The 14,117-nt window shown below is 38.4% G+C and carries 15 protein-coding genes; 5 read left to right on the forward strand and 10 right to left on the reverse strand.

Annotated features, from left to right (window positions below):
• Positions 1–123 precede the first annotated feature (123 nt).
• The 3 genes from G7057_RS03435 to G7057_RS03445 form a co-directional block, all read right to left on the reverse strand.
• Positions 124–1,323, reverse strand: coding sequence for a YcjF family protein (locus G7057_RS03435; RefSeq protein WP_076768423.1), 1,200 nt, complete (start codon positions 1,321–1,323; stop codon positions 124–126).
• 73 nt (positions 1,324–1,396) lie between these two features.
• Positions 1,397–1,780 carry a TetR-like C-terminal domain-containing protein gene (locus G7057_RS03440; RefSeq protein WP_166161369.1) on the reverse strand — a complete coding sequence of 128 codons (384 nt, stop codon included), beginning with the start codon at positions 1,778–1,780 and terminating at the stop codon, positions 1,397–1,399.
• Between the two features lie 26 nt (positions 1,781–1,806).
• The gene (locus tag G7057_RS03445; protein ID WP_166161371.1) at positions 1,807–2,010 is read right to left on the reverse strand and encodes a hypothetical protein; all 204 of its coding nucleotides are present in this window, start codon (positions 2,008–2,010) and stop codon (positions 1,807–1,809) included.
• Between the two features lie 217 nt (positions 2,011–2,227).
• On the opposite strand from G7057_RS03445, the gene G7057_RS03450 reads away from it, so the two are divergent.
• A complete protein-coding gene (locus tag G7057_RS03450) occupies positions 2,228–2,725 on the forward strand; it encodes a Dps family protein (protein ID WP_227004642.1) in 498 nt (165 codons plus the stop codon).
• Positions 2,726–2,866: 141 nt separating this feature from the next.
• Here G7057_RS03450 and G7057_RS03455 read toward each other — a convergent pair whose 3' ends face one another.
• Positions 2,867–3,082 (reverse strand): DUF536 domain-containing protein, encoded by a 216-nt coding sequence (locus G7057_RS03455; RefSeq protein ID WP_083686868.1) that lies wholly within the window; start codon positions 3,080–3,082, stop codon positions 2,867–2,869.
• A 311-nt stretch (positions 3,083–3,393) separates the two neighbouring features.
• On the opposite strand from G7057_RS03455, the gene G7057_RS03460 reads away from it, so the two are divergent.
• Positions 3,394–3,582, forward strand: a complete 189-nt coding sequence (locus G7057_RS03460) for a hypothetical protein (RefSeq protein WP_153833338.1) — start codon at positions 3,394–3,396, stop codon at positions 3,580–3,582.
• 305 nt (positions 3,583–3,887) lie between these two features.
• Here the strand turns inward: G7057_RS03460 and G7057_RS03465 are convergent, their stop codons facing one another.
• On the reverse strand, positions 3,888–4,073 hold the full coding sequence (locus tag G7057_RS03465; protein WP_156892245.1) for a hypothetical protein: 186 nt from the start codon (positions 4,071–4,073) through the stop codon (positions 3,888–3,890).
• A 141-nt stretch (positions 4,074–4,214) separates the two neighbouring features.
• Here G7057_RS03465 and G7057_RS03470 point away from each other — a divergent pair, with 141 nt between their 5' ends.
• The gene (locus G7057_RS03470) at positions 4,215–5,747 is read left to right on the forward strand and encodes a polysaccharide deacetylase family protein (RefSeq protein ID WP_166161373.1); all 1,533 of its coding nucleotides are present in this window, start codon (positions 4,215–4,217) and stop codon (positions 5,745–5,747) included.
• A gap of 537 nt (positions 5,748–6,284) precedes the next feature.
• On the opposite strand, the gene G7057_RS03475 is transcribed toward G7057_RS03470, so the two are convergent.
• From G7057_RS03475 to G7057_RS03485, 3 genes are all read right to left on the reverse strand, one after another.
• Positions 6,285–6,992, reverse strand: coding sequence for a zinc metallopeptidase (locus G7057_RS03475; protein ID WP_166161375.1), 708 nt, complete (start codon positions 6,990–6,992; stop codon positions 6,285–6,287).
• Positions 6,993–7,075: 83 nt separating this feature from the next.
• Positions 7,076–7,654, reverse strand: coding sequence for a 5' nucleotidase, NT5C type (locus tag G7057_RS03480; protein WP_227004643.1), 579 nt, complete (start codon positions 7,652–7,654; stop codon positions 7,076–7,078).
• 94 nt (positions 7,655–7,748) lie between these two features.
• Positions 7,749–9,041, reverse strand: coding sequence for a uracil-xanthine permease family protein (locus G7057_RS03485; RefSeq protein ID WP_166161377.1), 1,293 nt, complete (start codon positions 9,039–9,041; stop codon positions 7,749–7,751).
• 478 nt (positions 9,042–9,519) lie between these two features.
• Between G7057_RS03485 and G7057_RS03490 the strand changes: the two genes are divergently transcribed.
• Positions 9,520–11,070 (forward strand): NAD(P)H-hydrate dehydratase, encoded by a 1,551-nt coding sequence (locus G7057_RS03490; RefSeq protein ID WP_166161379.1) that lies wholly within the window; start codon positions 9,520–9,522, stop codon positions 11,068–11,070.
• 48 nt (positions 11,071–11,118) lie between these two features.
• Here G7057_RS03490 and G7057_RS03495 read toward each other — a convergent pair whose 3' ends face one another.
• Positions 11,119–11,994: a glucose 1-dehydrogenase gene (locus tag G7057_RS03495; RefSeq protein ID WP_166161381.1), complete on the reverse strand. Its 876-nt coding sequence runs from the start codon at positions 11,992–11,994 to the stop codon at positions 11,119–11,121.
• An 82-nt stretch (positions 11,995–12,076) separates the two neighbouring features.
• On the reverse strand, positions 12,077–12,685 hold the full coding sequence (locus tag G7057_RS03500) for a cob(I)yrinic acid a,c-diamide adenosyltransferase (RefSeq protein ID WP_166161383.1): 609 nt from the start codon (positions 12,683–12,685) through the stop codon (positions 12,077–12,079).
• Between the two features lie 133 nt (positions 12,686–12,818).
• Here G7057_RS03500 and G7057_RS03505 point away from each other — a divergent pair, with 133 nt between their 5' ends.
• Complete coding sequence (locus G7057_RS03505; protein ID WP_166161385.1) at positions 12,819–14,087, forward strand: AI-2E family transporter; 1,269 nt, start codon at positions 12,819–12,821, stop codon at positions 14,085–14,087.
• Positions 14,088–14,117: the final 30 nt, after the last annotated feature.

Raw genomic sequence — 14,117 nt, forward strand, 5'->3', positions numbered from 1 at the left:
ATCATATTATCTAACAAAATTGTCACAATCAATATTTTTCAAAATTGGTTTGTATGTTCAATTTTTAACAACTTAAACATGAATATGCTTTCATCATTATCAATAAAGAAAACCCTAGTTAACTTAACTAGGGTTGTGACGCTTTCTTTTTATTTTTTCAACAAGGTTTGTGAAAAATCCTTTATTAGTTGATTGTTCTTCTTTCGTTTCCTGCTTTTTCAATCTTGACTGTAAGTTCTCTTTCATCGCTTGGCTAATCTCACTTAAACTAACAGCCTCTCCCTTCAATTCGCGCTTAGCCATTAAAGTTAGCACTTCAATGTAACTCATTGCCAGCGCTGATGTTAAAACGGACGCCGTCGTTCCGCTTATAATACCTCCTGCTACAGTTCCAGCTCCTGGGATTAACTTCACTAAATTCGATACAATGTAACGGCCTAAATAAGTGGCTCCGCTAGTTCCACCAATCGCTCCTAATATAGTGGCCACGCTTGCTCGATCTAGCGATACGCCAAAGATAGCCGTTATGTGTGACATCATCGTTATTTGCATCGGTACGAGTAAGGTAGCATCTGAAAATGGAATGGGCACAAAGCCAACACCAAACGTTGTTGCCACATAGCTCCTCGCCCAACGCCTGGCTGCCTTAGCCTTACGCTCAATATCCACTTGTTGGGCATTAATAAAAGCTTTGCGGCTATCCTCAGGCAAAACATCAAACGTTAATGCAATCAATTCTTTCAAACCACTCTGAGGAATGGTCATTGTTTCTGAAATGATAAACGTTTCTGCCATGATAGGTAAGACACCGACAATATGAAGATTCAACTGATCAATATATGTTTTAAATACCTCTGCATGCTGACCCATTGCTTGTGTGAGAACGACAATAACCGGTAACAGCTGGGCTAATTCATTAATAAAATTAATTTCCGCTTCTTCAATGCGAGAGCTGTTGGCATTGATACAATAATAGGCGACATGAATGGCTTGGTCGATGCCTAACGACTTCTTTTCATTAATAGTCGTTATAATTTCTTTTCGAACATCGGATTGGACTGTTTCACTCAACTCTAGTCCTCTTGTATCATAGAGGACAATCGGTACGCCTTCTTTTTGAATACGTCTTAAATGTTTCGTTACGGGCTTTCCAACGCCTGTTGTTGCTAGTTTTTCACGAAATATGTTGTTAACAAGGGTACTTTTCCCGACACCTGTTTTTCCAACGAGCATGACATTGACGGGTGTCATATTCTTGATTTCCTCTTGTGTCTTATTTAGTAAGTCTTCAACTAACGTTAAATCAACAGTCTGTTTCCCCATCGTAAATCATCTCCTTTATTAGCAAAAAAGAGAAGGCTGTTTTACGACAGCTTCTCTTTTTATTTGTTTAATTTTAATTATCTTGACCGTTAAACATGCTCGTCTCAAAGTGGTGGAAGAGTTGATAGGCATACTCCGACATCTCTCGACTGCTTTCTTGCATATCATTTTGAATCCATGTTTGAATCAGCCCTTGGTAAGCATACGAAAGTGCCGTAGCTAAATAAACAGCTGGCACGGAACCATCAATCGATTCGAATAGTCCTACTAAGTGATCCTTCAAAATTTCATTAAATTTATGGTGGAAAGAGTAACTACTATTTTTACTTGTCACTGCTTTGACAAATCGATGGTTCTCTTTCACATATTCAAATACACTCGTAATTTTTTGGATAATTTCTTCTTTTTGTTCACCTGAATCTTTTGTACTTGCTTTTGAAATGATAAAGGTTCCCATTTCACGGAATTCAAGCAGTAATTTATTTACACTCTTTTCGAATAAATCGAACTTATCAATATAATGAAGATAGAATGTCCCACGCCACGGTTAATACCTGCTAGGTCTGTTATTTCTTTAACAGTAATTTCCTCAATCGCTTTTTGTTCTAACAATTCTGTTAAGGCATTTAAAATCTCTTTTTTCGTTCTAATAACACGGCGGTCTGTTTGCTTGGCATTTGTTTTCATAATGGCCTCCTCTAATCATGAGTGACTTCTATTAAACTTATTATAGCTAGAATTCTTACGTTTCACAACAGTTTTAGATAGTAAGTTGACTATTAATACCATTGTTGAGTAACAGCCAAATGATTTGCTTATCCAATCTGGAAGCAATATAATATACTTATAAGGTAGCTAGACTATCTTGTGATAATCTACACGTTTAATAGAGAGGAGAATTGGAATGACTATGGAACACACATCCCATCCACATGTATCAAACGAAGACAATAAAAAGGTACAAGACATCGTTAATAAAGTGGTCGCTACAGAAGCTGTTTACCTATTTAAACTTTATCACCGTCACTTTTATGTTAAAGGCTCTCACTTCTTCACCCTACATGAAAAATTTGAGGAGCTCTACACACATGCTACGGGCGTATTTGATGAAATCGCAGAACGCTTACTGGCAATCAACGGTCAGCCTTATAGCTCAATGACAGAGTTTATTGAACATTCTGCTCTGGAAGATTACCCTCAAAATAAAAAGACAGCCGATATGGATATGGTTCGCGATACAATCAGCGATATTCACGCTATTGTGAAACTTCTAGTAGATGCCATTGAACTGACATCGGAAGTTGGCGACTCTGTTACTGAAGATTTATTAATTGGTTACAAAACTGAATATGACAAACAAATCTGGATGCTAAATGCCTTCTTAGGACGAGCAGCAGAATAGTCTAAAACCGTCAGAATATTTTCTGACGGTTTTTTTATGGTGTTTTGTAAGATACAGCTATTTTATTGAAGCTGTATCGACTTTAAAGCACGGCAATAAAAAAACCCCCTTAGCTTTTCAGCAGGGGGCAAGTTTTTTATTTCAAGAACCAAACCAACGACTAAAGAATCCTTTCTTGGCTTCTTTTTCCTCAAAAGCTTCTAATTTCTTTTCAGTTTCTTTGGTTTCTTCTAGTTGGAGGTGTTGTATTTGCTGATTGGTTTGTAAAGTTAATTGTTGCTGCTGATCGAGTAGCTTTTGCATCTGTTCAATTTGTTCATCTTTTTTAGCTAATTGTCCTTCTAAAATCTCAATCATCTTGATATCACTTTTGCTATCACTGCTATCAGAGGTGCTATCTTTATGCTATCTATATAATATCACACCGATATCTGGATGGAAACTATTAGTCAGATATTTTATTCTACAAGATTGAAAATAAAATGCTTTTATCTGCATCTTTTTTAAAAAGCTACTGGATCATAGTTTATGATATAATTTAAAATAAGATTTAAACGAAGAAGAACGAGTTTGTCACAATAAGAATTGAGTAAAACTCAAAACTATAAATTGATGAACATTAGTATATAAATATGTAGTATATTAATTTGGATATGGAGGTTTTTAGTATGAAAAAGGAATTAAGAGTAGGTATTCTTTTACAAACAATTTATCTTATTATAGATCGATTTTTAAATATACCTGATTTTATTTTAGGATTGTTACTAGGTCTTGGATTGTGTCTTATCGTTATAGGGATATTGCCTGAAAAGGCTTATGCAAAGATAAAACAATTAAAGAAGACTGCAACTAAATAAATGTGATTAATGAACAATATTTATATTATGCGTCGCTGGATAGCTTATAATTTTGAAAGTGCCAGCTTGTCTTAATGCTAAGTATGACAAACTCACAAAAAGAGCAGAAAACTTGTTAAATCAAGGCTCACTGCGTTTTTAGCGGTGCGCTTTTTTGATGCGATCTTTTGAATTGGTCATACCCTCGCCACGAACTATCTTTTGTCTAACTACTGAAAGAGGGAATTAAAGTAATAGAGCGTCCTATCTTCGATTCCCATCGAAAATAAGACACTAATTTTTGTCTCTTCTATTCATCTTCTCAATTACTCTCCTTCATCTGTAACCCAGATATCCGTCGGTCCGTCGCTTCCTCCAATAATATTGGATTCAGACTGAACATTCTTACTCAATAATGACGCTGCACCAAGTACAAATACCGATAGGATGATCGCGATAATTCCAATCCGTTTCTTATCCACTGTTTTCTTGATAATCACTCCTCCTCTCAACTTCATTCTTTCCTAGCACTCAACCTACATCTTCTTACATTCATGGTAGCATAAAACTCAATTTTGTTTACTTATATTATGAATTGATTCCGAAAATTCTAAGTGATATTATAGACACGATTACTCGGGAGGTTTTCATTCATGGAAAAACTAACAACTCGTGGAAAAATATTTTTCAGTCTTTTAGCACTTATTATACTCATCGTTGGCTTTACTTTGCCCTCATTCTTTAAAGCAGACGTACCAAATACCGAAGAACCGGAGACTCCAGATGAACCCGATTCGACTGAAATCGAACAAGTCGAAGTCGCCGAAAGTAATTATCTCGGTCTGCATCTCGAAATTCAAACGGCGGACACAGACACTTACCACTATGCTATTCACTCTCTCACAACAGACAGCGAGCCACTAACAGAAACGATACAAACTTGGCTCACCAATAAAAAAGAAACGTTCATAGCAAATGTAAAAGAATTTGCAAATTCTGAGCGACCGGCAGATTTAAACATTACGTTTGAGATGCTGCCCCTCTCAGAAACGATGTATAATATCATTTTTAATGTCTATGAAATAAACGGCGGTGCTAATGGAATATCTGAAGCAAAAACATTCGTCATCAATATTGCCGAAGATAAAATGTATACCTTGTATGATTTCCTTCATATAGAAAACGAGAACCACACAGCTTTCCAGGAGCTCATTCGCAACAAACTAAATGCTGATGAAAACTTACAGCAAAACCTTAGGGAAGACGCCCTGACTGACTCACTCAAACAGATCGACCAGCTACAATGGACAATAACCAAAGATGCACTTACGATTTACTGGGACAAATACGAAATCGCCATTGGAGCAGTCGGAAATATTCAAATCGAGGTCCCACTCGCCGAAATCGAGCACCTCTTAACCACAACAGCGCATGACATCTTACAGATTGAAGTGGTTGAAGAGCCAGAAACATCCGTCGAGCAAGAGGAACAGGAACCCGAAGAACCAGAAGATCAAGAACCATCTGGTGAAATAGCCACCGTGCCTACACCACCTCCGTCTGCCGGACCACAGGTAGATGGTAAATATGTAGCGATTACTTTTGATGATGGTCCCCATCCAAAAGTAACCGAACAAGTTTTGGAAACCCTAAGAACTTTTAATGCAAAGGCCACCTTCTTTATGCTGGGGAACCAAGTCGATTTCTATCCAAACTTAGTCCAACAAGTCGCCCAAGAAGGTCATGAAGTGGGTACTCATAGTCAAACACATGCTGACTTAACCGTAATTGGACAAGACCAACTGCAAAATGAGTTCGCCTTTACAAACGAGCGCATCAAAGACATTATCGGGTATTATCCAACACAGTTCCGACCACCATATGGCGCGTATAATAGTTCCGTCATTAACCAAGCAGTCAACTATGGTCAGAAAATCATTATGTGGTCTGTTGACTCACTTGATTGGCAATCGCAAGATCCAGTAGCGATTAATCAGATGGTTACGTCACAAACCGTACCCGGTTCTATCATCTTGTTACATGATATCCATGATGCAACAGCTCAAGCACTACCAACGATCTTAACCAATCTCCAAAACCAAGACTATACCTTCGTCACTGTCTCCCAACTACTAGAACTACAAGGAGCCACAGGCGTGGGCCCACATTTTGGGAATTATAAGTAAGGAGTTTACCAGAATAAATAATCTAGATTCTAAATATTACAGAACTTATAAAAATGAAAAAGCATCCGCTTTTTGATCTTATCTTCCAATCCGGCGAGCGTTGGCTCGCCTTCCTTATTGTGCTTTGAGAGGATGTCGAAAATCTCCACGAGATTTTCATCAAAACAGCTGGGCAAGTGGTTGCACACAAATTTTGTGGCTACAAACTCACCCCACGGGGTGAGTACTGTAGAATAAACTTGAAACCACCATATTCTGGTTCATACAGTGATACGTGCATGATGGAACACGAATTCTGACTCATACGGTGGTATGTGCACGATGGAACACGAATTCTGGTTCATCCCACAGTATGAACCCAGTGGCATGCGTTTGTGACTCTTTTCCACCCGTCGCATTCAAAAGTATCAGCATTATTCCCACTCACCCTCATAAAATCTAGAGACAAAACGTTAACCAACTGCGTCCTATCAGCGTTTAATTTATAATCCCTTTTACTACAAAAAAAGCTTGAGCAATTGCTCAAGCTTTTTTAGGCTAATCTCTTCTTCTGCCGCCACCAAATAGCAAGACTAAACGAAGTAATTGCAAGAAACTCATAATCGCCGCTGCAACATAAGTCAGAGCTGCTGCATTCAGTACTTTTCGAGCCTTTGGTACTTCATCTTGCTCTAAAATACCACCGTTACTCAAAATACGTAGCGCTCGGCTTGAAGCATTAAATTCAACCGGTAATGTCACCACTTGAAAAATAAAGGTCAATGAAAATAGTAACAATCCTAATTGAATCAAGAAGTATGATGAGTTACTGTTCAAAAAGAATCCAATTAAAATCATTGGCATTGAAATGGATTGTCCAATATTAACAACTGGTACCAAAGCGGCACGAGCACGCAACGGAATATAGTTCTCTTGGTCTTGAATAGCATGCCCCACTTCATGAGCTGCTACCCCAATAGCTGCAACCGATGTTGATTGTGCTGTCGCATCTGATAGTCGTAAGACTTTATTTCTTGAATCATAATGGTCTGTTAGATCCCCTGCAATCCGCTCCACGCTCACGTCATGAATGTCAGATTTTTCAAGAATATAGCGCGCTGCTTGAGTTGCTGTATAGCCTCTTCTACTCAATTCTTTACTGTATTTTGAAAAACTACTTTTCACATAAGCTTGTGCTGCAAGCGAAATAACTAAACCAATCATCACCAAAATATAGGTGCTGTCCATTGGAAAAAATAATGGCATAGTGTTCCCCTCCTTTAAGGTTCGCTTTTATAAAATAATTATACGCTTAAAATAAGACTATTTGATGACTTTTTTATTAGGGTTCACTTAAATTTTGCCCTTTCTGTTAGACGGTCGTCAAACTGCTTAATAAAATGATCGTAAACATCAGACCATTGATCCACTCGTTTAAAGGGAGTCTCCAACCCTCGATTAAAGTGAGCTGTGTATAAAATACCGGTCCCCTTAAATTGATGCAGCTGTTTAACTGTATCATCAATTAAATAATCGGCACGAACAACCTCTTTGTTGCCACAAAAAATAAAATAATGAGGATCTAGAAATGGAAAATGATCTTCTAACCAATGATATTTATCAGTAAAAGTTCCAGGAACTTCCATTGCTGCTGTGGCAATATAGACATCATACTTATCATTTAAAGCTCGAACAACTTCAACGGCATTTTCTTTGACTTCCAATTTACGGGCAAATCCCGGCTGATTAAACTCGCCTAAAACAAACTGAGTCATTTCTTTAGGTAATTCGCTTTTTTTCATCATATGTCCGAGGTCATCTGCACTTAGTTGTTGCTGAAAATGAGCGTTAAAACGTTCGATCAAATGTTCTGTCGTTTGACACAACACATCATCCATATCAATTGCAATACTCAAGCGTTTTTCCATGAAACCATCCCTTCAGATTCTTCTTATCACTATTGTACCACAGGGAGAAAAAAGACAAAAAAAGCTAGCTCCATTAGAGCCAGCTTTCCAAAATTTATTTTCCTTCTGCTTGATAGTCTTCTTCATGAGGTAAAACAAGGTTTAAGATTATCCCTGCCAACGCACTCAATGCCGTTCCTGATAATGAGAGGTAACCAATATCCAGCGTTGCGCCACCTAATCCCAATACTAACATCGAGCTAGCAATAATTAAGTTACGAATTTTACCAAAATCAACTTGTTCTTCAATCAACACTTTCAATCCGTTACTTGCGATAACACCGTATAACAAGATTGACATCCCACCTAAAACAGCAGTAGGAATGGTTGAAATAAGAGCAGTAAATTTACCTAAGAAACTCATAATCATAGCAAAGATAGCTGCGTTACGAATAACCGATACAGATGCGATACGCGTCATTCCAATTACTCCTGTATTCTCACCATAAGTCGTATTAGCAGGTCCACCAATAGTAGCTGATACAAGTGAAGCTACGCCATCACCAATTAAGGTGCGTGATAAACCAGGTTCTTTTAAAAATTGACGGTTACAAATTTTACTTAATACTGTGTGGTCACCGATATGTTCTGAAATGGTTACTAATGCAACCGGGATAATAGCTAGGGCTTCAGGACCAAAGTATAAACGGTAGCTTTGGAAATATTCTGTTTCAAAGGGTAAGTAAAATTGTGGCATTTCAAACCAGTTTGCTTGTCCAATTGGTGTTAAATCCACAATACCAACCATCATGGCAACGATATAACCACCAATAACACCGCACAAGAATGGAATAATTTTAAAAAAACCTTTTCCTTTTGTGTTAACAAATGCGGTAATCAGAAAAGTTACGACTGCAACAAAAATATTACGCCAGTCGCCCCCGCTGACAAAGCCTGAATTAGTAACAGCAGAGTTAGCTAATCCTAGACCGATAACCATAATCATCGGTCCGATAACAATCGGTGGTAATAAGGTATCAATCCATTTTGTTCCGACTAACTTAACTAAAATGGCAGCAATCACATAAACGAAACCAACAAGAATCACACCTGTTTGAGCAGCGCTAATGTCGCCACCCATTTGTTCAATGGCTACAGCCATCGCTGTAATGTAGGCAAACGATGAGCCTAAATAAACAGGAACTTTCGCTTTTGTCGCAATTTGATAAATAAGCGTTCCGATTCCACTTGCAAACAAAGCAACCGAAACAGGCATTCCTAAAATTAACGGAACTAAAATTGTTGCTCCAAACATTGCAAAAACGTGTTGAAAACTCAATAAAATACCTTTTAGTACGGGTGGCTTCTCATCCACATCTAATAATAAGGGTTTTGTATTAATCGCCATAATGACTTCCTCCTAATTTTGGGCATAAAAAAATGCCTCTCTTTTTGAATAAATTCGCAAAAGGGCCTATTAGTGGTATCAAATATGGAATTTGTACCCTTCTTGATCTCTCTGGATCAGCTTAAAGGACTTTGCTTTGATTAGTATAACAGAATGATTTTGTTAAAACAATAACTTATCTTTTTTTGTGAAAATACTTTTTATAAATTTTAATCAAACTTTCGCTAAACTATTACAATACTTTCAAGAAGTCTTCACATCTTTCCAGTAATATATAGTCAAACCTAACATTTTTCTGATTAACCTGAAATGGAAGCTGCAACTTCCTCCTTCAACCTAATCCTAATAAATAATTAAGCTAGAGCTCTTTTTAGGGCTCTATTTCTTTTTACCTTTCTTAAGTTAAAGGGAGATAAATTTATTTGATCGGATTCAAGTGTTATAATGAAAATGAACGAAAAATAGGAGTTGTATGTAGATGAAAAAAATTGTAGATAGCCAGCAAATGAAACAAATTGACGACTATGCTATTGAAACGATTGGGATACCGTCATTGGTCTTAATGGAAAATGCTGCTAACCAAGTGGTTCATCATATGGCTGACCATATTAGCCAAGAAGACATTATCCTAGTTGCTTGTGGCAGCGGCAATAACGGTGGTGACGGCATGGCTATTGCCCGAATCCTTTTAAATCGAGGTTACCAAGTGGATGTCTTTTTTGCAGGTAAAGAGTCCTCATTAACAACAGAAACAGCAAAACAAATGGCAATTATTGAAAAGTTAGATATGGTTATTTGGGACTCTATTGATGAAATTAATATTAGTAATTACACGATAGTTGTCGATGCCCTTATTGGGATTGGCTTGCAGGCTGATCTAAGTGATGACTATATGACCGTCGTAAACAAAATAAACGAACACGAAGGTTTAGTTTTTGCGGTGGATATGCCAACTGGTATTTTGGCTGACAATGGTACAGTCATGAAAGTAGCTGTGCAAGCTGACTATACCATTAGCTTTGGTTACCGTAAAATTGGGCAATTGTTATTCCCTGGAAGTGACTACTGTGGCGAAGTCAGCATTGCTGATATTGGTTTCCCTCCCGTTGCAATGGAATCTGTGTCCTCACACTACTATAGTTATGATCAATCCGATTTAGCTAAAGTGCCTCGTCGAAAAGCTTATTCTAATAAAGGGACTTTTGGCCGTGTCTTAGTCATTGCAGGTTCTGAAAATATGAGTGGCGCAGCTTACCTTTCAGCTAAGGCAGCTTACCGAACTGGCGCAGGTTTTGTCGAAGTATTAACAACTGAATCAAACCGCAATATTATCCAAGCTCAAGTTCCAGAAGCTGTTTTAACTACTTATAATCCTGATCTGCTTGATGATGTTGATGAAAAAAATAAAATCAAAGAAGCCATCTTGCGCTCTGATACCATCGTGATTGGACCAGGGATTGGCATTCAAGAAACAAGTCATCAACTGCTTGACTTAGTTACCTTATATGTCGAAAATCCCGTTGTTTTTGATGCAGATGCGATTAATGTGATTTCGAATTACTACGATACGTTCCCATTATTGCGCAACAATACTTGTGTGCGTTTAAATGAGTTCTCAAATACATTGCCCGCCCAATCTATTATTACACCGCACTTAAAAGAGCTTGCTCGTTTAATGGATCGAAGCGTATCTGACTTACAAGACAGTTTATTAACAACAGCTGACCAGTGTGCGAAGGATTCTAATCTGATTTATGCGATTAAAGATGCCCGAACGATTGTGACCCATGATCATGAACGTTATATCAATGATTCAGGTAATAGCGGTATGGCAACCGCTGGCAGTGGTGATGTTTTAACAGGTATTATTGCTGGCTTGCTTGCTCAAGGTTTAGAACCATTTGAAGCAGCCAAACTAGCCGTTTATATCCATGGTTTAGCTGGCGATCAAGCTGCTAAAGAAAAAAATGAATACAGCATGATGGCATCCGATATTATCGAAGCCTTGCATGTTGTTTTGAAGAAATAAAAAAAGATGCAGTAGAAATCAGTCATTCGATTTCTACTGCATCTTTTTTTAGCCATTAACGACTTCGCCGCCGTTAATGTGGATGGTTTGACCAGTCACATAACTGGAATCATCGCTTGCTAGGTAAACATAGGCTGGCGCACACTCGTACGATTCGCCGGCACGACCTAGTGGCTGGCTGCCACCGTGTTCCTCTTTCGTACGACCAACTGTCGCTGGAATAAGTGGTGTCCAAATTGGGCCTGGTGCTACGGCATTAACGCGGATTTTACGTTCAGTAATCTCATCGTTAAGGGCTAGCGACCGGGTAAAGGCAACGATGGCACCTTTTGTAGATGCGTAGTCAAGCAGCTTGGGCGATCCACGGTAGGCAGTAATGGATGCTGTATTGATGATGCTTGCGCCCTTAGCCAAATGCTTAAAGGCCGCCTTCACTAAATAAAACATGGCAAATATATTGGTACGGAATGTTCGGTCTAACTGGGCTGCGCTAATATCCAAAATTGATTCTTGCTCTAGTTGTTGGGCAGCATTGTTGACTAAAATATCGATATCGCCAAAATGTTCAACAGTACGACTGACAATCTCAGCTGCAAATGCTTCATCACCAACGTCACCCGTTAGCCACAAGACTTCCGCTCCATATTTTTCGCATAGCTGGCGTGTTTTCTCTGCATCGGCCTCATTATCTAAATCAGTGAGGACTAACTTCGCTCCTTCTTTGGCGAAGGCAACCGCTGCTGCTGCACCAATCCCGCTATCAGCACCGGTAATCACAGCAACCTTCCCCTCTAACTTGTTAGCAGCTCGGTAATAAGGATTGTCGATTTGTTCTTCGGGACTCATAGCGTGACTGTCATCGTCTTGGAAGTACCCTTTTTTCGGCTCTTCTGTTTCAATGATGTCTTTTTCTTTATCCGTCATGTCGTTTCCTCCTATTCGTTTGCTTCACTGTTACATGAAAATTGTAGCAATAATAGTTGGAAATGACTAACGATATGGTCAATTAGTCTTTTTCTGCATCTCTTGTTTCTTTGGAAACGTGGAATACTTTTTCGCTGCGTTCGTAGGGAACATCCACTTGATCGTGGCGGACATTCAATACACGAGCGATGACAAAAAAGTAATCGGACAGACGGTTAATAAAGGTTAAAACAAAGTGATTAACTTCATTGGGCTCATCTTGCATAAAGGTTACAATAACACGTTCGGCATTGCGGGTAGTGGTTCTTAGAACATGTGCCCACGATGATGCTTCGGTTCCACCCGGAATAATAAAGTACATAGTTTCTGGTGGTTCAGTGCTGTAGCGATCAATCAACCCTTCTAACCACTCAATATGACTTGCTGTAATCTTGTCTTCTCGGTGACCTCTTGGTACGGATAAATCTGACGTACAGTCAAATAAAAATTGTTGGATGGTCCGAATATCCGATTGTATATCGGTAGCTTGGTCATCTTGGCTTAGTTTCGCTTCTAGAACACCACACCATGAATTAATATGATCGACCTCACCAAACGCATGGATACGCGCGTGGTTTTTTTCAACAGCTTTTCCGCCACCAATTCTTGTTTTTCCTTTGTCCCCTGTTCGGGTATAAATAGAATAGCTCATTTTATACAACTCCTTTCTCACTATTGTATGTTATTTTTGATGTTTAGGCGATATCTGCGACCTTGGGATGAGAAGTTTTTAGAGGGACTATGTTAAACTAACAGTATCATTATATAAAAAAGAGGTGTCTTTTATGGAAAAAAATCGTGATAGGATTCAATCTGAAAAAGACGATATGCGCTTCATCAAATTTTGGGGTGGGAAAAAGCTCATCTTTACATTTGCTGCACTTATTATGCTTGGCGTTTTGATTATGATTTTTAATCATATATCATTTATTTTCCGCCCGCTTCAAGTGGTTTTCTCTACGATTATTGCGCCCATTATTTTAGCAGTCGTCTTTTTCCATATTCTTAATCCACTCGTCACTTGGCTAGAAAAAAAAGGACTCAATCGAACTATTGGAACAGCCATTGTCTTTGTGGCCTTTATTTTATTATTGGCCTATGGACTTATTTTACTAGTTCCTATTTTAGTTGATCAAATTACTAATTTTGTGGGTGATTTTCCCGACTATATTGATGCTTTAACTAAAAATATAGAAAATTTTGCATCAGGTAGTATTTTTGAATCCTACTACGATGATGGTGTTGAAAACCTCAATAGTATTGTCGGCGACATTCCATCCATGATCTGGGATTGGGTTAGTAATTCATCACAAAAAATTGTTAATGTCTTCTCAACGATTTCCAATGTCTTTGTTGTCATTGTGACTTTCCCGATCATTCTATTCTTTATGCTATCAGAACGTGGTAAATTCCATCCCTTTGTGATGTCATACCTGCCTCCCGTTTTCCGTCATGATGTGACTGTCCTATCTAACCGTATGACAAATGTGGTGGGGTCATATATTGTCGGTGAATCATTAGTAGCATTAAGTTTAGGCGTCTTGCTCTTAGCCGGATATTTGATTATCGGATTAGATTACGCCTTTGTATTAGCTATTATTGCAACTGTAACGGCGATTATCCCTTATATCGGAGCAACAATTGGGATCATACCTGCTTTAATTGTAGCAGCCTTTACCTCACCTTTTATGTTACTCAAGATGGCCATTGTTTGGGTGATTGCACAATTCATTCAAGGTAATGTCATCGAACCAAGTATTATGGGTAAAACATTGAAGATGCATCCATTGACGATTATCATTGTCTTACTCATCATGGGTAATTTGTTAGGTATTGTTGGAATGATTTTAGGTGTACCTTTGTTCGCGATTATTAAAGTGTTGCTCGAATACTTCTTTGAGAAGTTCAAAAAACGTTACAACCGCTACTATGCTATGGCGGACGGTCCTTATGTGATTGATCCTGACTTAGCTGGCGACACGGTTCAAACAGATGCTAACGGTAATGTGATTGCTGATGAGTCTGAAGAGACTAGTGAAAAAGAAGAGGAATAAAAAAGGATGCTGGGATTTTGTCTCAGCATC

The sequence above is a fragment of the Jeotgalibaca arthritidis genome (assembly GCF_011100465.1).
Taxonomy (GTDB): Bacteria; Bacillota; Bacilli; order Lactobacillales; family Aerococcaceae; genus Jeotgalibaca; species Jeotgalibaca arthritidis.

What these genes read in the sequence shown, in the direction of transcription:
- G7057_RS03475 (WP_166161375.1), bottom strand. Translation starts at nt 6,992, where the DNA reads ATGCCATTATTTTTTCCAATGGACAGCACCTATATTTTGGTGATGATT.
- G7057_RS03490 (WP_166161379.1), top strand. Translation starts at nt 9,520, where the DNA reads ATGAAAAAAATTGTAGATAGCCAGCAAATGAAACAAATTGACGACTAT.
- G7057_RS03440 (WP_166161369.1), bottom strand. Translation starts at nt 1,780, where the DNA reads ATGGGAACCTTTATCATTTCAAAAGCAAGTACAAAAGATTCAGGTGAA.
- G7057_RS03455 (WP_083686868.1), bottom strand. Translation starts at nt 3,082, where the DNA reads ATGATTGAGATTTTAGAAGGACAATTAGCTAAAAAAGATGAACAAATT.
- G7057_RS03485 (WP_166161377.1), bottom strand. Translation starts at nt 9,041, where the DNA reads ATGGCGATTAATACAAAACCCTTATTATTAGATGTGGATGAGAAGCCA.
- G7057_RS03505 (WP_166161385.1), top strand. Translation starts at nt 12,819, where the DNA reads ATGGAAAAAAATCGTGATAGGATTCAATCTGAAAAAGACGATATGCGC.
- G7057_RS03460 (WP_153833338.1), top strand. Translation starts at nt 3,394, where the DNA reads ATGAAAAAGGAATTAAGAGTAGGTATTCTTTTACAAACAATTTATCTT.
- G7057_RS03480 (WP_227004643.1), bottom strand. Translation starts at nt 7,654, where the DNA reads ATGGAAAAACGCTTGAGTATTGCAATTGATATGGATGATGTGTTGTGT.
- G7057_RS03495 (WP_166161381.1), bottom strand. Translation starts at nt 11,994, where the DNA reads ATGACGGATAAAGAAAAAGACATCATTGAAACAGAAGAGCCGAAAAAA.
- G7057_RS03470 (WP_166161373.1), top strand. Translation starts at nt 4,215, where the DNA reads ATGGAAAAACTAACAACTCGTGGAAAAATATTTTTCAGTCTTTTAGCA.
- G7057_RS03450 (WP_227004642.1), top strand. Translation starts at nt 2,228, where the DNA reads ATGACTATGGAACACACATCCCATCCACATGTATCAAACGAAGACAAT.
- G7057_RS03435 (WP_076768423.1), bottom strand. Translation starts at nt 1,323, where the DNA reads ATGGGGAAACAGACTGTTGATTTAACGTTAGTTGAAGACTTACTAAAT.
- G7057_RS03445 (WP_166161371.1), bottom strand. Translation starts at nt 2,010, where the DNA reads ATGAAAACAAATGCCAAGCAAACAGACCGCCGTGTTATTAGAACGAAA.
- G7057_RS03500 (WP_166161383.1), bottom strand. Translation starts at nt 12,685, where the DNA reads ATGAGCTATTCTATTTATACCCGAACAGGGGACAAAGGAAAAACAAGA.